Origin of the sequence: Corynebacterium sp. UMB0012, assembly GCF_030216265.1 — a bacterium.
Classification (GTDB): domain Bacteria; phylum Actinomycetota; class Actinomycetes; order Mycobacteriales; family Mycobacteriaceae; genus Corynebacterium.
The window spans coordinates 103,376-124,595 of record NZ_JASOKQ010000006.1; the positions used below are offsets into that span (position 1 = coordinate 103,376).

Annotated in this window: 17 protein-coding genes; 16 read left to right on the forward strand and 1 reads right to left on the reverse strand. The window is 58.9% G+C overall.

Annotated features, from left to right (window positions below; translation table 11 throughout):
* Positions 1 to 49: 49 nt before the first annotated feature.
* The 3 genes from aspA to QP324_RS04735 all read left to right on the forward strand — a co-directional run bounded on the left by aspA (position 50) and on the right by QP324_RS04735 (position 5,077).
* Complete coding sequence (gene aspA / locus QP324_RS04725) at positions 50 to 1,609, forward strand: aspartate ammonia-lyase (RefSeq protein WP_284814773.1); 1,560 nt, start codon at positions 50 to 52, stop codon at positions 1,607 to 1,609.
* 354 nt (positions 1,610 to 1,963) lie between these two features.
* Positions 1,964 to 3,271: an anaerobic C4-dicarboxylate transporter gene (locus QP324_RS04730; protein WP_284766484.1), complete on the forward strand. Its 1,308-nt coding sequence runs from the start codon at positions 1,964 to 1,966 to the stop codon at positions 3,269 to 3,271.
* Positions 3,272 to 3,409: 138 nt separating this feature from the next.
* Positions 3,410 to 5,077, forward strand: a complete 1,668-nt coding sequence (locus QP324_RS04735) for a formate--tetrahydrofolate ligase (RefSeq protein ID WP_284814775.1) — start codon at positions 3,410 to 3,412, stop codon at positions 5,075 to 5,077.
* Positions 5,078 to 5,089: 12 nt separating this feature from the next.
* On the opposite strand, the gene QP324_RS04740 is transcribed toward QP324_RS04735, so the two are convergent.
* Positions 5,090 to 5,920, reverse strand: a complete 831-nt coding sequence (locus QP324_RS04740) for a RecB family exonuclease (protein WP_284814777.1) — start codon at positions 5,918 to 5,920, stop codon at positions 5,090 to 5,092.
* 46 nt (positions 5,921 to 5,966) lie between these two features.
* Between QP324_RS04740 and QP324_RS04745 the strand changes: the two genes are divergently transcribed.
* The 13 genes from QP324_RS04745 to QP324_RS04805 all read left to right on the forward strand — a co-directional run bounded on the left by QP324_RS04745 (position 5,967) and on the right by QP324_RS04805 (position 21,210).
* On the forward strand, positions 5,967 to 7,220 hold the full coding sequence (locus QP324_RS04745; RefSeq protein ID WP_284814779.1) for a M18 family aminopeptidase: 1,254 nt from the start codon (positions 5,967 to 5,969) through the stop codon (positions 7,218 to 7,220).
* 28 nt (positions 7,221 to 7,248) lie between these two features.
* Positions 7,249 to 8,085 carry a tRNA (adenine-N1)-methyltransferase gene (locus QP324_RS04750; RefSeq protein WP_005324783.1) on the forward strand — a complete coding sequence of 279 codons (837 nt, stop codon included), beginning with the start codon at positions 7,249 to 7,251 and terminating at the stop codon, positions 8,083 to 8,085.
* An 85-nt stretch (positions 8,086 to 8,170) separates the two neighbouring features.
* Positions 8,171 to 9,736 (forward strand): proteasome ATPase, encoded by a 1,566-nt coding sequence (gene arc, locus QP324_RS04755; protein WP_284814781.1) that lies wholly within the window; start codon positions 8,171 to 8,173, stop codon positions 9,734 to 9,736.
* Complete coding sequence (dop, locus tag QP324_RS04760; RefSeq protein ID WP_284814783.1) at positions 9,733 to 11,265, forward strand: depupylase/deamidase Dop; 1,533 nt, start codon at positions 9,733 to 9,735, stop codon at positions 11,263 to 11,265. The genes arc and dop overlap by 4 nt, the downstream gene beginning before the upstream one ends.
* A 44-nt stretch (positions 11,266 to 11,309) precedes the next feature.
* Positions 11,310 to 11,501 (forward strand): ubiquitin-like protein Pup, encoded by a 192-nt coding sequence (locus QP324_RS04765; RefSeq protein ID WP_239278812.1) that lies wholly within the window; start codon positions 11,310 to 11,312, stop codon positions 11,499 to 11,501.
* Positions 11,501 to 12,919, forward strand: a complete 1,419-nt coding sequence (gene pafA, locus QP324_RS04770; RefSeq protein ID WP_284814785.1) for a Pup--protein ligase — start codon at positions 11,501 to 11,503, stop codon at positions 12,917 to 12,919. The genes QP324_RS04765 and pafA overlap by 1 nt, the downstream gene beginning before the upstream one ends.
* A 38-nt stretch (positions 12,920 to 12,957) precedes the next feature.
* On the forward strand, positions 12,958 to 13,944 hold the full coding sequence (locus QP324_RS04775; RefSeq protein ID WP_284814787.1) for a YafY family protein: 987 nt from the start codon (positions 12,958 to 12,960) through the stop codon (positions 13,942 to 13,944).
* Between the two features lie 2 nt (positions 13,945 to 13,946).
* Entirely contained in the window at positions 13,947 to 14,903 is a 957-nt protein-coding gene (locus QP324_RS04780) for a YafY family protein (RefSeq protein ID WP_239278815.1), read from the forward strand.
* 96 nt (positions 14,904 to 14,999) lie between these two features.
* The gene (gene tatA / locus QP324_RS04785; RefSeq protein WP_005324774.1) at positions 15,000 to 15,263 is read left to right on the forward strand and encodes a Sec-independent protein translocase subunit TatA; all 264 of its coding nucleotides are present in this window, start codon (positions 15,000 to 15,002) and stop codon (positions 15,261 to 15,263) included.
* 207 nt (positions 15,264 to 15,470) lie between these two features.
* Positions 15,471 to 16,466: a twin-arginine translocase subunit TatC gene (gene tatC, locus QP324_RS04790; RefSeq protein ID WP_284814809.1), complete on the forward strand. Its 996-nt coding sequence runs from the start codon at positions 15,471 to 15,473 to the stop codon at positions 16,464 to 16,466.
* A gap of 21 nt (positions 16,467 to 16,487) precedes the next feature.
* Positions 16,488 to 19,304, forward strand: a complete 2,817-nt coding sequence (locus tag QP324_RS04795) for an RNA helicase (RefSeq protein WP_284814790.1) — start codon at positions 16,488 to 16,490, stop codon at positions 19,302 to 19,304.
* A gap of 32 nt (positions 19,305 to 19,336) precedes the next feature.
* Positions 19,337 to 20,464, forward strand: a complete 1,128-nt coding sequence (locus tag QP324_RS04800; RefSeq protein ID WP_284814792.1) for a Xaa-Pro peptidase family protein — start codon at positions 19,337 to 19,339, stop codon at positions 20,462 to 20,464.
* Entirely contained in the window at positions 20,464 to 21,210 is a 747-nt protein-coding gene (locus QP324_RS04805) for an SDR family oxidoreductase (RefSeq protein ID WP_284814794.1), read from the forward strand. The genes QP324_RS04800 and QP324_RS04805 overlap by 1 nt, the downstream gene beginning before the upstream one ends.
* Positions 21,211 to 21,220 lie beyond the last annotated feature (10 nt).

Consider the following 21,220-nt stretch of genomic DNA (forward strand, 5'->3'; position numbering starts at 1 on the left):
GGTTACTCATTCGAATATAAGTCTCGACAGGCAAAGGAGCCGAGCCATCATGGCAAAGTCCTCTAAGAAAGAAGAAAAGGACACCAAGTCTGCAGCAAAGGACGTGAAGAAGAAGGAAGCTGACACTTCCACTCACGCCGCACAGCAGAAGGTGGCCGAACAAAAGGCACCTAAGAACTCCAGCAAGAAGACTCGCACCGAGACCGACCTTCTTGGCTCCTTGGAAGTTCCCGCTGACGCTTACTACGGTGTGCACACCGTACGCGCCATGGAGAACTTCCAGATCTCTTACGTGACCATCAACACCATCCCGCACTTCATCCGCGGCATGGTCCAGGTCAAGAAGGCGGCCGCCATGGCAAACCGCCGCCTGCACGTTCTGCCAAAGAAGAAGGCTGAAGCCATCATCTGGGCCTGTGACCAGATCCTGGAAGAGGGTCGCTGCATGGATCAGTTCCCGCTGGACGTCTTCCAGGGTGGCGCTGGTACCTCGCTGAACATGAACACCAACGAGGTTGTTGCCAACCTCGCGCTGGAGTACCTCGGTGAGGAGAAGGGCTCCTATGGCATCATCAACCCGAATGATGATGTGAACATGTCCCAGTCCACCAACGATGCTTACCCGACCGGCTTCCGCTTGGGTCTGCATGCAGCAGTGGATCACCTCATTGAGCGCATGGATGGTCTGCGTGCCGCATTCCAGGTCAAGGGCAATGAGTTCCAGGACATCCTGAAGATGGGTCGTACTCAGCTTCAGGATGCGGTTCCGATGACCTTGGGTGATGAGTTCAAGGGCTTTGCCAATAACCTGAACGAGGAGCAGGCATTGCTGCGCGATGCACAGCGTCGCCTGCTCGAGATCAACTTGGGCGCAACCGCAATCGGCACCGGCGTGAACACCCCGGCCGGCTACCGCCACCAGGTCACCGCAGCTCTGTCTGAGGTCACCGGCTTGGAGATGAAGACCGCCCGCGATCTCATTGAGGCAACCTCTGACTGTGGTGCTTACGTGCTGCTGCACGCCACCATCAAGCGCGCAGCAATGAAGCTTGCCAAGATCTGTAATGACCTGCGCCTGCTGTCTTCCGGTCCACGCGCTGGCCTGGCTGAGATCAACCTGCCTGCCCGTCAGGCCGGCTCCTCCATCATGCCGGGTAAGGTCAACCCGGTTATCCCGGAGGTTGTGAACCAGACCTGCTTCAAGATCTTCGGCAATGACCATGTCGTCACCATGGCCGCTGAGGCTGGCCAGCTGCAGCTCAACGTCATGGAGCCGGTCATCGGCGAGGCGCTGTTCCAGTCCATTCGCATCATGGGTAACGCCGTGGATGCCCTGCACGAAAAGTGCGTCACCGGCATTACCGCTAATGCAGACGTGTGCCGTGCGTACGTGGAAAATTCCATTGGTATCGTCACCTACCTGAACCCGTTCATCGGCCACCACAACGGTGACCTGATTGCCAAGGAGTCCCTGGAGACCGGCAAGGGCGTCAAGGAACTCGTCCTGGAGAAGGGCCTGCTCGATGAGGCAACCTTGAACAAGGTTCTGTCCGTTGAAAACCTCATGCACCCAGAGTTCCGCGGTCAGCTCTTCATCGACGAGGACTAAAGACTCGGCTTTTGAGAAGCAGTAGGGCATAGCGCCCCGCATAGTAGACCCCCACGGTCTCTGCCATTTTCTCTTGATGTACAAGGAAAACTGGCGAAGGCTGTAGGGGTCTTTTGTGTGCATGGAATCGGCGGTAGCTAGTGTCCTTTTACGGCCCTGTGCTGGGCGAATGCGGAGAAGGATACCGACCGTCTTATAACGAGACGCTTAATACATGTGGGAATCAACACAAACGGACAATTCGAGTGAATAAATCGACGTGATAGGTGCACAATAGAAGATGTTGAGGACGGCATGCACTCTGTATGGAGACGCGTGCCCTTAGTTTGCATACAGAGCGTATGGAGTATGTCCATGGTTATTGTTCATATAGTCATCGTTCTCGCCGCCATCTTCTTGGGCGCGAGGATTGGTTCAATTGGTATCGGTATGGCCGGCGGCCTCGGTGTGTTGGCCCTTGGTCTCACCGGTGTCCCCATTACTAGGGAAGACATCCCGTTCGACGTCATCGGTATCATCATGACCGTCATTGCCGCCATCGCCGCAATGCAGAGGGCTGGTGGCATGGACTACCTGGTGCACATTGCAGAAAAGTTTTTGCGTAAAAACCCAAAGCGGATTACGTTCTACGCGCCCATCGTTACTTGGTTGATGACGGTGCTGGCCGGTACCGGCCACACTGCATTTTCTACGCTGCCGGTCATTGTTGAGGTAGCTAAAGAAGGCAAGGTTCGCCCGTCACGCCCGCTTTCCATTGCGGTAGTTGCCTCCCAGATGGCAATTTGTGCCTCGCCTATATCTGCCGCAGTCGTTCTCCTAGCCAGTCTGTTGGAGCCAGCCGGAGCGGGCTATTTGCAGGTGCTAGCAGTCGTCATTCCGGCAACCTTCCTGTCTATCTTCCCAGCTGCGTGGATTGCTAATAAGTTTGGCAAGGAACTAGATGATGACCCGGTGTACCAGGAGCGCAAGGCGCAAGGCTTGGTTAAGCAACCACTGGGCGCCGAGAACTTCCAGCCGCAGAAGGGCGCCAAGGCTTCTGTTCTGGTGTTCTTGGTAGCCATCGTCATCGTGATGGCATGGGCCACGCTGACCTCGGAGCAGGTCGGGCTAATTGCAGAGCCAACCCTGCCACGTAATGAGGCAATTATGACGGTTATGCTCACCGCGGCCACCATCATCGTCATGATGTCGAAGTTCCCGGCGGGGGATGTTCTCAATACGCCGGTATTTAAGTCCGGTATGTCCGCATGTATTTGTGTGCTAGGCGTTGCTTGGTTGGGTACCAGCCTTATCAACCACTACATGGACGATATTCAGTCTATGGCTGGTAGCGTTATTGAGTCTTCGCCGTGGCTGCTCGCGGTGGTCTTGTTCTTCGCCGCAGCGCTACTGTACTCGCAGGCCGCTACGACCAAGGCCCTCATGCCAGCCGCCCTGGCTTTGGGCGTAAGTCCCCTTACCGCAGTCGCTGCTTTCCCGGCCGTCTCGGCTCTATTTATCCTGCCGACCTACCCAACGCTGCTGGCAGCGGTGGAGATGGACGATACAGGTTCGACTCGAATCGGCAAGGCTGTATTCAACCACCCATTCCTCATCCCAGGCACGGTCAGCATCGTGGTTTCTGTCCTCTTGGGGTACGCATTTGGCCTCGTCATCCTGTAAGAGATAGACGACAAGTCCACCCGCAAGGCGCCCTGTAGGGCGCCTTTTTGGATCGCAGCGTGGACAGGCAGATTGATTCAATTCACTTTCTTGGAAAAATGCGGGTTATTTAACTCCCGAGCTCGGTAAGCTAAGACCATGACTACTCAGCCATCCGATGTTGAAATTGCCCAAGCCCACCACCTGCAGCCAATCGCGGAGATTGCGGCCAAGGCGGGCATTCCTGCCGACGCCGTGATTCCCTATGGCACCACCAAAGCCAAAGTCGATATCACCAAGGTGGACTATTCCAAGGAAAACCAAGGCAAGCTGGTGCTTGTCACCGGCGTATCGCCCACACCTGCCGGCGAGGGCAAGTCCACCGTGCTCATTGGCCTTACCGACGCCCTGGATCAGTTGGGTAAGAAGGCCATCGTTGCCCTGCGTGAGCCCTCCCAAGGACCAGTGATGGGTATTAAGGGCGGCGCGGCTGGTGGCGGCTATGCACAGATTGTCCCCATGGAGGACATCAATCTTCACTTCACCGGCGATTTTCATGCCATTACCTCTGCAACCAACACCCTGGCCGCCATCATTGATAACCACATCCATCAAGGCAACGCCTTGGGCATCGACCCGCGGCGCGTGACGTGGCAGCGGTGCATGGACGTCAACGACCGTGCCCTGCGCAGCGTGGTGACCGGCCTGGGCGGGCCGGCTCACGGTGTGCCTGCAGAAACCGGTTTCACCATTACCGCGGCCTCCGAAATCATGGCCATCTTGTGCTTGGCCACGAACCTCGAGGACCTAAAGAAGCGCCTCGGCGATATCACTATTGGGTTCACCTATGATCAGCGCCCCGTTACCGCCCGTGACTTGAATGCGGAAGGTGCGCTCGCGGCGCTCATGCGTGATGCCCTCAACCCGAACCTTGTACAGACCCTTGGCGGCGTGCCGGCCTTGGTGCACGGTGGGCCATTCGCCAATATTGCGCACGGCTGCAACTCCCTGTTGGCAACCCACACCGCACTGCAATTTGGCGATATCGTCTTAAGCGAGGCCGGCTTCGGCTCCGACCTCGGCGGAGAAAAGTTCGTCGACATTAAGGCGCGCTTTGGCGACCTAGATGTTGCTGGCGCCGTGGTCGTTGCCACCATCCGCTCGCAGAAATACAACGGCGGTGTGGCCAAGGATAAGCTCACTGAGGAAAACCTGGATGCCCTCAAGGCGGGCATAGTCAACCTAGAGCGCCACGTAGAAAACCTGCGCAAGTTCGGGATCAAGCCAGTTGTTGCGCTCAACCTATTTTGGTCCGATACCGAGGCAGAACGCGAGTTCATGCGGCAGTGGGCCGAAGACTTTGGGGTGGCATTGGAGGAAGCCAATGTCTGGTCCGAGGGTGGCGCGGGCGCTACCAAGCTGGCAGAGACCTTGCTGGAGAACCTACAGGGAGGAGCCAAGCAGCTCTACGATCCGCAGGAGGGAATCGAGGCCTCCATCGAGACCATCGCGCGCGAGATCTATCGCGCAGACCGTGTGGAATACGGGGCAAAGGCGCTCAAGGATCTCAAGTACATCCAAGACAATGGCTGGGACAAGCTGCCGGTGGTCGTCTCTAAGACGCAGTACTCCTTCAGCGATGATGCCTCTGCTCTGGGGGCGCCGGAAGGCCATACGCTGCACGTGCGCGAATTGCTGCCGCGCACCGGTTCGGGATTTATCGTCGTGCTCACGGGCAACGTCATGACGATGCCGGGACTACCGAAGAAGCCTGCGGCCAATAATATCGACGTCGATAAGCAGGGCACCATTTCGGGCCTTTTCTAGGCAGGTGGGGCGCTAGTCCTTCGTATCCGCCGCGGAACCCGGCCAGCCCGGGTACTGCGGCGGGGTGCCGCCAAACTCCGGGCAGAGATCCTGGTGGGCGCACCATCCGCAGAGCTTGGATGGCTTCGGACGGAAGTCCCCGGCGCGCCCATCGGCCTCAATCTTGGCCCACAATTCGCCGAGATCTCGCTCGAAGTATTCGAGTTCCTCACGGTTTGGGCTAAGAAACATCGAGTCCAAGACCTTGAGGTACATCAGGCGCAATTGGTGGGGAATGGTGCCTAGAATGCGCCAGTAGACCAGCGCATAAAAGCGCATCTGGAATTGTGCATCCTGGGAAAAGCGGGGAAGTGGCTTCTTGCCGGTTTTATAATCCACGACTCGGACCTCGCCAGTTGGGGCGCGGTCCACGCGGTCGATGAAGCCGCGGACGGGGACGCCATTGGGCAGGACCGTATTGACGTACATCTCTGTTTCTTGGCAATCAAAGCCTTGGGGATTTTCCATCTGGAAATAGCCTTTGAGCAGTTCCCTGGCAGCGACGAAGAAGTCGTAGGTGTCTTCTTCTGGCACGAGCTCTAAAAGTTCCTCGTCTTTGTCAGTCATCTCTGCCCAGGAGGGCTTAATCATCTTCACCGCGGCAGGATAGGTGCGCTCTTCGCGCGGTAGCTTGTGCATCTCTTCCAAAACGGCGTGCACAAGGGTTCCTTTGACCTGGGCGATGGTCTTGGGCTCGGGCAACTTGTCAATGGCGCGAAAGCGATAGAGCAGCGGGCACTGCTTATAGTCGGAGGCGCGCGAGGGCGACAGGGCCAGTGGGCGGGGTGTAGATGAAGTAGCCATGGTGTATCTAGCCTATCGCCGCGCGATTCGTGGCAAGCTAGGAGGTATGAGTTATACCGCAGATTTCCTAGATTTCATTGCTACTTCTCCTTCTTCGTACCACGCTGCTGATGAGGTATCCCGCCAGCTGCGCGAGGCGGGATTTGAGGTACAGGATGAGGGAACGCAGTGGTCCGCTGCGCCAGGCGGCCACGTCATGGTGCGCGGCGGCGCGGTAGCGGCGTGGTACGTGCCAGAGGGCGCGGATAAGAATTCTGGTTTCCGTATCGTCGGATCCCATACAGATTCGCCGGGCTTGGTTCTTAAGCCCACGCCGGACTTTTCCGCAGCCGGCTGGCAGCAGGTGGCAGTAGAAATCTATGGCGGTGCGCTGCTGCATACCTGGTTTGACCGGGAGCTGACCGTTGCCGGGCAGATTGTCACCAAGGACGGCACGCGGCACCTGGTCAATACTGGCCCGGTACTGCGCCTTCCGTCCCTGGCAATCCACCTCTACCGCAAGGATGAGTTTAAGCCGGATCGCCAGCACAATATGCAGCCGGTTTTGAGCGTGGGTGACCCGGAGGCGTCGATCTTGCAGGTAGTGGGGGAGAAGGTGGGCGTCGCCAAGCAGGATATTGCTTCCTTTAACCTGATTACGGCCGATGCCGCTCGCGGCGAAGTCTTTGGCGCCGGCGAGCAGTTCATCGCGGCCGGACGCATGGATAACCTTTCTTCCGTACATGCCTCGTTGGAAGCAATGAAGCAGGCCGCCGAGGAATATCAGGGCAAGGATATCGTGGTCATGATGGCCTTTGACCACGAAGAGGTGGGCTCCAGCTCGCGCTATGGTGCGGGCGGTCCCATCCTGGCGGATGTACTTACTCGCACGGCGCGGGCGCTGGGGGCCAACGAGGAGGAACGCTTCCAGATGTTCTCCCGCTCGAGCTGTGTCTCGGCAGATGCCGCGCATTCGGTGCACCCGAATTACGTGGGCAAGCACGATCCCACGCACCATCCGATTATCGGCAAGGGCCCAGTGACCAAGATCAACGGTAATCAGCGCTATGCCTCCGATGCCACCACGGTGGCGCTGTGGGAAGCAGCGTGCGAGAAGGCAGGCGTGCCAGTACAGCGGTTTGTGGGCAATAATGATGTGCCCTGTGGCTCGACCATCGGTCCCATTACGGCGACGCGTTTGGGCATCGATACTGTGGATGTGGGCGTGCCCATGCTGTCTATGCACTCGGCGCGTGAAATGGTGGGCGAGCGGGACCAAGTATGGCTCGCGCAGGCACTTGAGGCATACTTGGTGGGATAGTAACCGCAACCTCGAGGAGTCTTGAGACATGGCTTATTCCGGCCCCTTTGCCTATGGCGACCGCGTGCAGCTTACCGACGCCAAGCGGCGCCACTACACGGTTATTCTGGAAGAAGGAGGCCAGTTCCACTCCCACAAGGGCATCATTAACCATGATGACATCGTGGGTATGGACGAGGGCTCGGTCATTGAGTCCACCCTTGGCTCCTCCTTCCTGCTTTTCCGCCACCTGATGGTGGATCACGTGCTATCCATGCCGCGCGGTGCCGCGGTGATCTACCCCAAGGATGCGGCGCAGATTTTGGTAGAGGGCGATATCTTCATGGGCGCGCGCGTGCTCGAGGCCGGCGCTGGCTCCGGTGCGCTGTCTATGTCCCTGCTGCGCGCCGTGGGGCCAGAGGGGCATGTGTATTCCTATGAGGTGCGCGATGACCACCTCGAGTATGCGGTAGATAACGTCAAGGAATACTTTGGCGAGCAGCCCGAGTGGTGGTCGCCGCGCCTCGGCGATTTAGGAGATGTCACCGCCGAGGACTTGGGTGGGCCGGTAGACCGCGTGATCCTCGATATGCTCGAGCCCTGGGAGCACTTGGAGACCGTGCGCGATCTCCTCATCCCCGGTGGTGTTTTCATGACCTACGTGGCAACGGTGCCGCAGTTGATGAAGGTCATGGAAGGAATCCGCGAGCTCAAGTGCTTTACCGAGCCTAAGGCCTGGGAATCACTGGTGCGCGAATGGAAGGTTGAAGGCCTGGCTACGCGCCCGGAGCACCGTATGAATGCGCATACCGCCTTCCTTATCTGGACCCGCCGCCTGGCCGATGGCGTGACCCCGCCGCGCCCGCAGCGCCGCGCCCGCAAGTAAAGCTGGAAATAGGCTCACCTCAGCGCCCAGAATTTAAAGCGCAAGTACCCTCTTTCGCCGACTGGGCCGCGTTAGAGTAGTGGGCATGGATGAAGCCACGGACTATAAGCGGCAAATTAGCCAGCTTGCTGCCCGCAATCAGAAGTTGGCGGGCTTATTAAAAGAATCGCGTGGGAAGCTCGAGCAGCTTTTTGCGGAGCTTAACGCGCTGGCTGAGCCGGCATCGACCTACGGCGTTTTCTTAGGCTATTCGCCTACTCACAGCGAGGTGGGAACCACCGCGGAGGTCTACACCAACGGCCGCGTGATGCAGCTTAAGGTTTCGCCCAATGTGGAACCGGGCAGCCTAGTGGCCGGCCAGCAGGTTCGCTTGGGCGATGGCTTCGTAGTGGTGGAAGGGTGCGCACCCGAGCGCACGGGTGAGCTCGCCACCGTGGTGGAGCGCCTGGGAGAGAGCCGCCTCATCGTGGCAAATTCCTCCGGCGAGGAAAAAGTGGTGTTGCTATCGCAGGCACTGCGCGAGGAAACCCGCGTGGCAGCAGGCGAGATAGTGTTGGTCGACCCCAAGGCCGCTATCGCGCTGGAAAAGGTGGAAAAGACGGAGGTCTCCCAGCTCTCCCTTGAGGAGGTCCCCGATGTGCGCTATGAGGACATCGGCGGGCTCGATGAGCAGATTTCCCAGATCCGCGATTCCGTGGAACTGCCGTTTATTCATCCGGACCTCTATCACCACTACGAGCTACAGCCGCCTAAGGGCGTCCTCCTTTATGGCCCGCCAGGATGCGGTAAGACGCTTATTGCTAAGGCCGTGGCCCATTCTTTGGCGCAGCAACTGGGCAGTGATGGGCCTAGTTACTTCCTCAATATCAAGGGCCCAGAGTTGCTCAATAAGTATGTAGGCGAGACGGAACGCCGCATCCGCCTCATCTTTGAGCGCGCTCGTGAATTAGCCCAGCTGAGTTCCGACCGGCCGGTGGTCATCTTTTTTGATGAGATGGAATCGATCTTCCGTACCCGTGGCTCAGGCGTGTCTTCGGATATGGAAACCACGGTGGTGCCGCAGCTGCTCACAGAACTTGACGGCGTGGAGAGCCTTTCCAATGTGATCGTTATTGGCGCTACCAACCGCGAGGAGCTCATCGACCCAGCCATCATGCGCCCCGGGCGGCTCGATATCAAGATCCGGGTTAACCGGCCGAGTAAACAGGGTGCCCGCGAGATTTTCGCCCGCCACTTTGCAGAATCCGTGCCGCACCAGGGCACGCTAGAGGAACTTATCGGCACTGCGGTGGACGAGCTTTATGCCGATCGCCCCTTTGTGCAGCTGCACTTTTCCAGCGGCGAGCGCGAGGTATTGCACTACCGGGACTTCGTCTCCGGCGCGATGATTGCCAATATCCTCTCCCGCGCCAAGAAGCTGGCTATCAAGGACGAACTGCAACAGCGTGCGGGCAGTGAGCAGGGGATAGGCGGGCGCGAGGGGGGCATCGCCAAGCAGCATTTGCTCCAGGCTATCGCGACCGAGCGCGCGGAATCCGAGTACGTGCCCACCTCTACCAACCCCGAGGAGTGGACCAAGATCATCTCCCAAGACCATGCAGGTGCCCGCGTTGAGCGGGTGGAGCTACTGACCGTTAGGAGGAGCGCATGAGCCGCGTTGTAGGTACCGAGACCGAGTACGGCATTGCCACCCCGGAGCTGCCGGAGTATTCGCCCATCATTTCTTCCACGCACGCGGTGGTAGCGTATGCCGCTATGCACACTGGGGCGCGCTCGCGCTGGGACTTTGCCGAGGAACATCCTCTGCGCGATTCCCGCGGCTTCGATCTCAAGCGCTACCACACCGTGCCCGTGGTGGATCCCAACGCCATCGGGGTGGCCAATGTGGTCACGGCCAATGGCGCGCGCTTTTATGTCGACCACGCGCACCCAGAATATTCCGCGCCGGAATGCACTAATGCTTGGGACGCCACGCTTTACGACGCCGCAGGTGACGCCACGCTCCTGCAAGCCGCCGCAGCCGTAGCAGGGCTCAGCGCACAAGGAAAGTCCGTGCTCGCCAACCATGACCCGTGCCCTGCCTTGCGTTTTTATAAAAACAACGTGGACGGCAAGGGCGCGTCTTATGGCTCGCACGAGAACTATCAGTATTCTCGCGCCACGGATTTTGACACTATGGCGCAGGCACTTATCCCGTTTTTCGTGGCCCGCCAGGTAGTCATCGGCGCCGGACGCATGGGGATCGGCGAGTTTGGCGAGGAGCCGGGATTCCAGATCTCCCAGCGCGCTGACTATATTGAGCAGGAAATCTCGCTGGAAACTACCCTTAATCGCGGCATCATCAATACCCGCGACGAGCCGCATGCGGTGCACGCAGACTTTGGGCGCCTCCACGTCATTATTGGGGACGCGAATATGTCGCAGACCTCCACGCTGCTCAAACTAGGCATGACCTCGCTGGTGCTCGATGCGATTGAGCAGGGGGTGGACTTTAGCGATCTCCGCTTGCAGGATGCCGTGGCGGAGGTCCCGCGCGTCAGCCGCGATCTCTCCCTTCAGCATCGCCTCGAGCTTGCCGACGCCCGCCAGCTCACCGCCCTAGAAATCCTCGCTGAATATCGCGCTCGCGTCGCCCCACGCACCGACGCAGACCACAAGGTGCTCGCGGCTTGGGACGAGGCCGTAGCACTTCTGGCAAAGGACCCGATGCAGGCAGCGCACCTGTTGGATTGGGTGGCGAAGTATCGCTTGATCAAGGGCTACCTCGACCGCGGTATCGACCCGGCAGACCCGAAGCTGCGCCTGATTGACCTGCAATACGCAGAGATCGATCCTGCCAAGTCGCTACACCACGCGCTGGTGCGTAAAGGCCAGATGCGGCAGCTCTTTAGCGCTGCAGAGATTGAAGACGCCGCCAGCACCCCTCCGGAGGATACCCGCGCGTATTTCCGCGGCCGAGTGACGCAAAAATTCGGCGAAGACATCATCGCCGCGAGCTGGCAAAGCCTCACGGTGCGGTTAGGCGAGGAAACCGCGGCACCCTGGGCCACGGTTCCGATGGATGAGACCACCAGCCTGACTCGCGCCCAGTGCGAGGAGATCATCGACGCCGCACCTACGGTGGAGGATCTTCTTCAGGGACTAACTGACAGCGGTATCCAGCCCGAGTACCGTAACTAATAGTCAGACATCGAGGCAGAAGCGAAGGAAAGGACGTTCATACCATGTCAACCCACCAGTCGCAGGTCACCGGCGGTAACGGCGGCGATGACTCCACGGGGGAGGAGGAGTTTACCTCCACACAGCTGAGCATCAATACTGCCGGCACCGATGAATTGCTCGATGAGATCGATGGGCTGCTAGAAAACAACGCCGAGGAATTTGTTCGTTCTTATGTCCAAAAGGGCGGGCAGTAATGGTGGGTGACCAGCGCTCCGTCTTCGCCCGTCGCATCATGGGCATCGAGACGGAATATGGCTTAACCACCAGCGCGGGCCCAGGAGAACGCGTCCTGAGCCCTGATGAAGCGGCGCGCGTGCTTTTCCGGCCCATCGTTCAGGAACATTCTTCCTCTAATATCTTTTCCACCAACGCGAGCCGCCTGTATCTCGACGTCGGATCCCACCCCGAGGTAGCCACCGCCGAGTGCGATAGCTTGAGCCAGCTTCTGGCCTATGAATGCGCTGGCGATGCGATAGTCAACCGGCTGGGCGAAAAAGCGGAGCAGACCTTTGCTGCCGAGGGGCACCCGCGCGCGGTGTACCTGTTTAAAAACAACGTGGATTCAGCCGGAAACTCCTTTGGCTGCCACGAAAATTACCTCATCAGCCGCCACATGGTGCTCAAGGATTTGGGGCTGGCGCTCCTTCCGTTCCTTATTACCCGCCAGCTCATCTGCGGCGCCGGCATGGTGCAGCCAGCTAAGGGCGACAAGCCCGCCCAATTCCTGCTCTCGCAACGCGCAGACCAAGTCTGGGAAGGCGTATCTTCTGCCACCACTCGATCACGCCCCATCATCAATACCCGCGATGAACCACACGGCGATTCCAAGCGCTTCCGCCGCATGCACGTCATCGTGGGCGATTCCACCATGGCCGAGCCCACCATGGCCCTAAAAGTCGGTTCCACGCTGCTCATCCTGGAAATGCTGGAAGCCGGATTTGGCCTACCGGAGTTCGACATCGAAAAACCCATTCACCATATCCGCGCCATCGCGCGCGATATGACGGGCTCGACCGAACTACCGCTTGCCAGCGGTGGGTACGTCACCGCACTCGAGGTCCAGCAGCAACTATGCCAGCGCGCAACCCAATGGCTGGAAGAACGGGAAGACGCCGGCACTCCCACCGCAGAAATGCGGCGCGTGGTGGATCTCTGGCAGCGCATGCTGCACGCCATTGAGACTCAAGACTTCTCCGGCGTGGACCGAGAAATCGACTGGGTCATCAAATTGGGACTGCTCGAGCGCTACCGCGCACGGCTGGGTGGTCAGTGGGACCACCCCAAGCTCGCCCAGATTGATATGACGTACCACGATATTCGTCCGAGCCGCGGGCTCTACCATGTATTGCTACGCAAGGGCCTTATCGAACGCTGGATCACAGACTCCGAGATCGAACGAGCCATGGACACAGCACCTGCCACCACCCGTGCTGCGCTGCGCGGCCAGTTCCTTGCCGCTGCTCGTAGCCTCGGGGCCAACGTCACCGTTGATTGGACGCGATTAAAGGTCAACCGCCCAGAGCCGCGCACCGAGGAGCTCCTTGACCCCTTCGTGGCCCACGAAGAGCGGGTCGATGCGTTGCTAGACTATATGCGTCTACACCACAGCTAGATCCACCATCGAGCCATATCAGGGAGACAACACAGCACGTGGCAGCACACAACCCCGCGCCGAAACGGCATGATGAGGCGGTAGAAAGACTCACCAACCTCTCTTTCGCGCTACAGGGCGCCGCCAACTCCGGCGGTAGCCCGGATCGCACCGCCTCCTGGATTCGCCGGCATGTGGCAGGATACGGCGATAAATCAGATGAAGCCTTCGCCAAATCACTGGCCCGAGATATCGCAACCCTCCAGCGCGCTGGGGTACCCATTGTGCATTCAGGCGGCGAAGACGGGGCGCGCTATCGCCTCGACGCGAGTAACTATCAGCTACCGCCGGTAGAATTTTCCCCAGAAGAGGCCATGGTTTTGGGCATCGCTGGGGGAGTAGGCACAACTGGAGGCCTGAGCGATTTCTCCTTGTCCGGTTGGACCAAGATTGCCGCCAGCGGCGCCTCGCGCAACCTTGCCGGTGCGCCGGTGTACACGGCCGTCAATGACATCACCCGCCTCGCCCCGGAAATCATTACCTCTGTACTCGCCGCAGTGCGCAATCAGCTGCGAATCACGTTTTCCTACTGTGCACACCCGGCCGCCAAACCGGTACGCCGCGTGATGGACCCATGGGGAGTGGTCAATCGCGATAGCCACATCTACATCGTAGGATTCGATGTAGAACGCAACGCCCCGCGTGTCTTTCGTGCTCTTCGCGTCTCCAACATCAAGCGTTCGCACGATCCCGCGGAACACACCAGCCCCACAGAGGACCTGCAGGTCTTGGTAGAGCGTGCACTGCAACGCGGGGAAAAGGTGGATGCACGCCTTGTCATCCCTGAGGGGCAGGCGCGGGAGCTTATGGACGCCGGCAAGCAGCAGCCCGACGGCACGGTGATGCTGCGCAAGGTGGATAAGGACTGGCTCGTACGCACCGCGGCTGGGTATGCGCCGGAGGTACAAGTGGTGGAACCAGCCGAAGTACGCCAGGAGGTCGTTTCCCTTTTGCGCAGGGCAGCACATCCGCAGGAAGGACGCTAGTCATGGCTGATGGATCACAGAAGCTCCAGGCGCTCGTGCGCTCTTTGAACCTGATTCCGTACTTCAAGAATCATCCCGACAAGACGCCCATGGAAGCGGCCAAGGACTTAGGTATGGAACCCGGCGAGCTGAAGGAAGCTCTCGATCGCCTCTTTTGCTCCGGCACGGGGCGCAATACCGAAGACCTCATCGATCTCTCCTTTAGCTATCGCGATGGGGTAACCATCCATAATGATCAAGGCTTAAGCCAGGCACTGCGGCTCACCCCAACCGAAGCCGGTGCCTTGCTTCTTACCTTGGAGTCCTTGCAGGCGATGCCAGGGCTAATCGACGCCCGCGCGGTCGAATCCGCCGCCGCTAAGCTGCGCGGCATCATGGATGAAAGAACTGTTGCCATTTATGATTCGCTATCTACTCCAGCCCCTGAAGAGACGGATATCCAGGCGCTTTTGTCCCAGGCGGTTGATGAACGAAAGCGGATCCGGCTGCACTACTGGAGTGCTTCTTCGAATGCAGAATCCGAAAGGGTAGTGGATCCAGCCCGCATTTTTATTGTCGATTCTGAGCCTTACTTGGCTGCGTGGGAAGAAGCTAAGCAAGCCCATCGCACCTTTCGCATAGACCGCATTAGAAGCGCATGCCTCACGGAGGAAAAGGCTCAGCCGCACCTGAAGGAACTCGACTTTGATGCCTCCTCACCCTTTAATTTGGGCGATGGAGACACCGTGCAACTAGCAATTAACCAAGAATTCACGTGGCTGGCTGAGTATTACGATATGCGTCTGGGCGAAGACCTGGGAAATGGGGAAATAGCTGCAACAATGCCTATGGGATCAGTGGATTGGCTTATTCGCTTTGCCCTTGCTCAGGCTGATAGGTTGCGGGTAGTGGCTCCTCAATCCGTGGTAAACCTCATTGCGGAGCGAGGAAACACTGCATTGAGCGGCTATACTCTGTAGCCAGTTACTTGCCCGTTTACTGCGCCTGCTCGCTGGCAAAAAGCCGGCGGTGATGCTTTCCGGCATGCTGGTGCACTAGTTGAAAGAGGTTTCTCCATGAGCCTAGGACCTATGGAAATCGGCCTGATCGTTCTTGCCATCGTCTTGCTTTTCGGTGCAAAGAAGTTGCCGGAATTGGCACGCTCTATTGGCCGTTCCGCGCGCATCTTCAAGTCTGAGGTCAATGAGATGCATTCCGAGGATGCCCAGCGTTCTCAGTCTCAAGCACAGCTGAACCAGAAGCAGCAGTCCGATGAGGAATTCTGGAACCGACCAGACATGCAGCCGGGCCAGCAGAACAACACCAATACTCAGCAGTAAACGCCCCTAACCTGTCGTCGCGCGAACACCCCTGCAGCGCGCGGATATGCACCCGCAATCCGTGCAGTAGGGAAGTGTTCGCTTCTTTGCGTTGAAAGAGCCACACTGATGTCGTCACAGTCACAGCCGGTATCTCCCCAGAAAACAAGCAAGAACGTGAAGGGTAAACTGCGCTTTTCGCGCAAACAGAAGAACCCTACCGGGGAGATGACCTTGGTGGAGCACCTGCAGGAGCTGCGCCGTCGCATCATTATTTCCGTGTTAGCGGTTGTCGTCGGGGCCATCATTGGGTTCATTTGGTACCAACGAGCCCCATTCGGGCTGTCTCCGTTGGGCGAAATTCTACGAGAGCCGTATTGTGCGCTGCCCCCAGATAAGCGCGCCTCCTTTAGCGCGGACGGCGAGTGCCGTCTATTGGCCACCAGCCCGTTCGAAATGCTCCTGCTGCGCTTGAAGGTAGGCGCTTTGGCCGGCACCGTATTGTCCTCGCCGGTGTGGCTGTATCAGGTCTGGGCCTTCGTTGTGCCTGGTCTCCATAAGAACGAGCGCCGCTACACGTTGAGCTTTGTCAGCGCCGCGGTGGGCCTATTCGTTGCCGGTGCTGTGCTGGCCTATTTCATCTTGTCCGTGGGTTTGGAATTCCTCATGGGTATCGGCGCCGAGTATCAAACAGCGGCCCTGACCGGTGAGCGATATTTCTACTTCCTCCTGGCCCTGCTGCTTATCTTTGGCATTAGCTTTGAAATCCCACTGCTTATCGTGTCTCTGAACCTTATTGGCGTGCTCGAATATGAACACGTCAAAGACAAGCGTCGCATCATCATTGTCGTCGTGATGATTTTCGCCGCCTTCGTCACCCCAGGCCAGGATCCTTTCTCGATGGTGGTACTGGCTGGTTCACTCATCTTGCTCATCGAGATCGCATTCCAGTTCTGCCGCCTCCACGACAAGCGCATGCAACGCGAACGCCCCGAGTGGATGGATCTCGATGATGAGACTGCTTCGCCGCTTGGTGCTGGACCAGGAGCCATCGGCGGGCCAACCCCTGTCGAGGCGCCGAGCAGAGTAAACCCTTCACCGGGATCTACTCAACCCGTTTCACAGCCAATACAACAGGCACAGCAGCAGCCACAGCAGACATGGAGCACCGGCGCCAGTGGGACTTCGTCGTCCAGCGGCGGTTTTTTCGACGATGTCCTCTAGGCACGGGTAGCCTGGGGAGTCATGACTGAAACTCATCTGGATTCTTTTACCGCAGCCCTGCCATACCCGTTGGATGAGTTCCAGGTAAAGGGCTGCCAAGCCGTGGAGGACGGTCATGGCGTACTGGTTTGCGCGCCGACCGGCGCCGGCAAAACCATCGTGGGCGAATTTGCTGTCTCTTTGGCGCTGAGCCGGGGAACCAAGTGCTTTTATACGACGCCAATTAAAGCCTTGAGCAACCAGAAGTACCACGACTTGGTGGAAGAGCACGGCGAAGAAGCCGTAGGTCTGCTCACCGGCGACGTATCGATCAACTCTGATGCAGAGATCGTCGTCATGACCACAGAGGTGCTGCGCAATATGATTTACGCAGAATCCGCGGCCCTCGATCGCTTGACCCACGTGGTCATGGATGAGATCCACTTTTTGGCTGATGCCTCCCGCGGCGCAGTGTGGGAAGAGGTCATCCTCAACCTCGCGGATCATGTCTCCATCATCGGCCTATCTGCCACAGTGTCCAATTCGGAAGAATTCGGCGATTGGCTTTCTACCGTGCGCGGCGATACCACCGTCATCGTCTCCGAACACCGCCCAGTTCCCCTCGACCAGTGGATGATGCTGGGGCGCAAGATTTATCCGCTCTTCGAGCCAGAATCTGGCGGCCAGGTCAACTCCGAGCTAGAGCGTAGGATCCAGCGCCTTGAAGCCGGCGATACCGATGATGGTCGCGCAGACTATAAATCCGGCAAGGGTTTTCGTGCGCGTGCGCGTCACAAGGGTGGCGGACGCAGCGAATTCCACGGTAAGGGAAAGGGACGCTCCGGCGCCGCTCGGAAGCAGGATCGCTATCGCCCCTTAGGCCGCCCAGAGGTATTGAAGGTATTGCAATCGCAGGATATGCTTCCGGCGATCACCTTCATTTTCTCCCGTGCCGGCTGCGACGGCGCTCTTTATCAGTGCCTGCGCAGCCGCATGGTGCTTACCTCCCAAGAGGAAGCACAGGAAATCAAGGACATCGTCGATGCGGGTGTGGAAGGTATCCCTGAAGAAGATCTGCAGGTCCTGGATTTTAAGCGCTGGCGCGAAGCCCTCTCCCGTGGCTTTGCCGCGCACCATGCGGGCATGCTGCCCGCGTTCCGGCACATCGTGGAAGACCTATTCGTACGCGGGCTCGTTCGCGCCGTGTTTGCTACTGAAACGCTCGCACTCGGCATCAATATGCCGGCGCGCACCGTGGTGCTAGAAAAGCTCATTAAGTTCAATGGTGAGGCGCACGTCGATCTCACCCCAGGCCAGTACACGCAGCTGACTGGCCGGGCAGGACGCCGTGGCATCGATACATTGGGCAATGCAGTTGTGCAATGGGCACCCGCCATGGATCCGCGTCAAGTAGCTGGCCTTGCTTCTACCCGTACGTATCCTCTCATTTCCACTTTTGCACCGGGTTACAATATGGCGATCAATTTGCTGGGAATGCTCGGCTTCGAGGAATCTCTGCGTTTGTTGGAAAAGTCCTTCGCACAGTTCCAGGCCGATGGCTCCGTCGTGGAGGAAACTCGCGAGATTGAACGCGCCGAGCATCGCGTGCGGGAACTGCGCAACCAGCTCGATGATGCCGTGGCCTCACTTGCACCGCCTGCTAAAGACGGGGAGGATCCCGCCGAGGTTCTCATGGACTATGTCCGCCTGCGCCGCGAGCTCACAGCGGAAGAAAAGCAATCAAAAATCGATAGTGCCAATCAACGAAACCAAGAGGTTATCGCGGTACTGGGACGCCTCCAGCTGGGCGATGTTATTGCCATGCCCGGCAAGAAGCGTCCTATTCTCGCCGCGGTTGTGACTCCCGCTAACCAAACTGCGGATCCCCGCCCGTGGATTACCACTGAGTCCGGGTGGTCTGGCCGTATCGATGCGGCCGGAATCAATAACCCACCGATCCAAGTCGGAAGCATCAAGATCCCCAAGCCGGTGCGCAAGAACCCGCGCCGCAATACCCGATATGTGCAGGATGTCTTGCACCGTGAACACTTCGACCGGCCCAAGCGCATGAAGTCGCACACCCGCGCCCGGCCAAATAAGCGGGTAGGTCAGTTGCGCGACGCACTGCGTGCTCATCCAGCTCACGAGTGGCCGGCTACTGACCGCGAACAGCTGGCGGGCCTGGCGCAAAAGCTAGCACGGCGCGAGCGTGATCGGGACAAGCTCCAGTCCAAAGTCAATAAAGCTACGGATACTTTGGGTCGCACCTTCGAGCGCATTGTGGACCTCCTCGCTGAGATGGACTACGTCGAGTTCACCGGGGCCGGTGCCGATCGCACGCCGGTCATCACGGAGGAAGGCGAGCGCCTTGCCAAAATTCACAGCGAATCCGATTTGCTCGTCGCCCAATGCCTCAAGCGCGGAATTTGGGATGAACTCGATCCTGCAGAGCTTGCCGGCGTTGCCTCCCTGTGCTGTTTCGAAAACCGCAAGGCCACCAGTGGGCAACCGGAAGCAGCCACCGAGCGTATGGCTGACGCTATGAATGCCACGTGGCGCGTGTACACCGAACTGACCGCTGATGAGCAGCGCCATCGGCTGCCGCCCACCCGTGAACCAGAGGCCGGATTCGCCTTGGCGGTACACCAATGGGCGGCCGGCGCACCCTTGGGCTACTGCATGGCTGCGGCCAATGAAGCCGGCGCCGAGCTCACCCCGGGTGATTTTGTCCGTTGGTGCCGCCAAGTCATCGACCTGCTCCAACAAGTGGCTAAGACGGGGTACGACGGCGAAATTCAACGCAACGCCCGCCGGGCCATCGACGCAATTCAGCGCGGTGTCGTAGCCATTGGCGCCTAAAATCCGCGGCGCGGACGAGTAGACTCTGGGGCATGACTGATACTCAGACTTTTTCCGCTGATGTCTACGCCCAGCGTCTGCACGCCGCCCAAAAGGCAGCTGCAGACAAGGGCATCGATCTGCTCCTCATTGGCACGGGACCAGACTTTGCCTACCTCACCGGCTCCTGGGTTTCTTCCCACGAACGCTTGACGGTCTTGGTCGTGCCGCAGCAGGGCAATGCATGGATCGCCGCGCCTAATACCGATATCACCGATATCAAGGCTGCTCCAGTAGGTGAGCTAGATGTAGAGTTGCGTGGCTGGAATGACGGAGAAAATCCTTATGAGCTTGCACTGCATGGCGCAGGCGACGGACTAGGCAAGGTAGCGCTGGGACAGTCGCTGACTGCAGACCACGTGCTGCGTTTCCAAGATCTGCTTCCACACGCCAGCTATGAACTGGCCACTTATGCATTAGCCGAGCTTTTTACCCGCAAAGACGAGGCTGAGATTGCTGAGCTGCGGAAGGCTGGCTATGCCATCGACGCGGTCCACGCGCAAGTTCCACAGCTTTTGCAGGCCGGCCGCACCGAGGCCGAGGTGGCCCACGAGCTGGAAAAGCTCATCCTGCAGGAGCACTCTGTTATCGATTTCGTCATTGTCGGATCCGGCCCGAATGGTGCCAACCCGCACCATAGCTTTTCGGATCGCGTGTTGGCTGAGGGCGAGCCAGTCGTCGTCGATATCGGAGGCACTTTGCCTTCCGGCTACCACTCCGATTGCACCCGCACCTACGTAGTGGGCGGGGATATTTCTACGGCCCCGCAGGATTTTCAGGATGCCTATGCCGTGCTTGCCGACGCCCAAGCTGCCGCCCGCGCAGCATCCCAACCCGGCAGCACCGCCGCAGACATCGATGCCATTGCCCGCCAGGCGATCTCGGCAGCCGGTTGGGGCGACTTCTTTGTCCACCGCACCGGACATGGCATCGGCCTGTCCACGCACGAGGAGCCTTTCATCATGGAAGGCAACGATCTCGCCTTGGAAGAGGGCATGGCCTTTTCCATTGAGCCGGGTATCTACTTGGAAGGCAAGTGGGGCATGCGTTTGGAAGACATCGTGGTGCTGACCAACGATGGCTACGAGTCCCTGAACCAAGCTCCGCGTGACGTCCGCTAATGGCTGGCGTACTGATTCTAGGCGGCCGTAGCGATATCGGCGGAGAAATCGCTAGGAGAGTAGCCCCAGGCCACGATATTGTGCTCGCCGCTCGCGGCACCCACGGTATGGAAGACGTGGAAGGCGGGCTCCGAGCGGCGGGTGCGCGCAGCATTCATCTGCTTGATTTTGACGCCGCAGATTTTCCGTCCCATGCCGGTGTGGTTGAGCGCGCCATAGAGCTGGCAGGCCCCCTTGAGCTTGCTGTCGTCGCCTTTGGGGTCCTGGGCGATCAGCAGCGGGCAGAACGCGATGCTTCCCACGCGGTCGACATCGCCACGATCGATTATGCCGCGCAGATTTCACTGCTTACACTCGTTTCCCAGCGTATGCACCGCGGCCATATCGTCGCCTTTTCCTCGATAGCAGGCTGGAGGGCTCGCCGGGCAAACTACGTGTACGGATCTACCAAGGCCGGTCTTGATGCTTTTTGTCAGGGGCTGGCGGACAAGCTGCACGGCAGCCAGGTAGGCCTTATTACTGCGCGCCCTGGCTTTGTCATCGGCAGCATGACGGAAGGAATGAAGCCGGCGCCACTTTCCGTGCGTCCGGCAGATGTGGCCGAGGCAGTAGTCGACTGCATTGACCGCGATGCACGGCGCGGTAAGCCGCGTTCGCGCACCGTGTGGATTCCTCGGGCTCTGCAGGGCCTAGCGTGGGTCATGCGGCTTGTACCGCGCCCACTCTGGCGGCATATGCCGCGCTAAACTCTGCGCT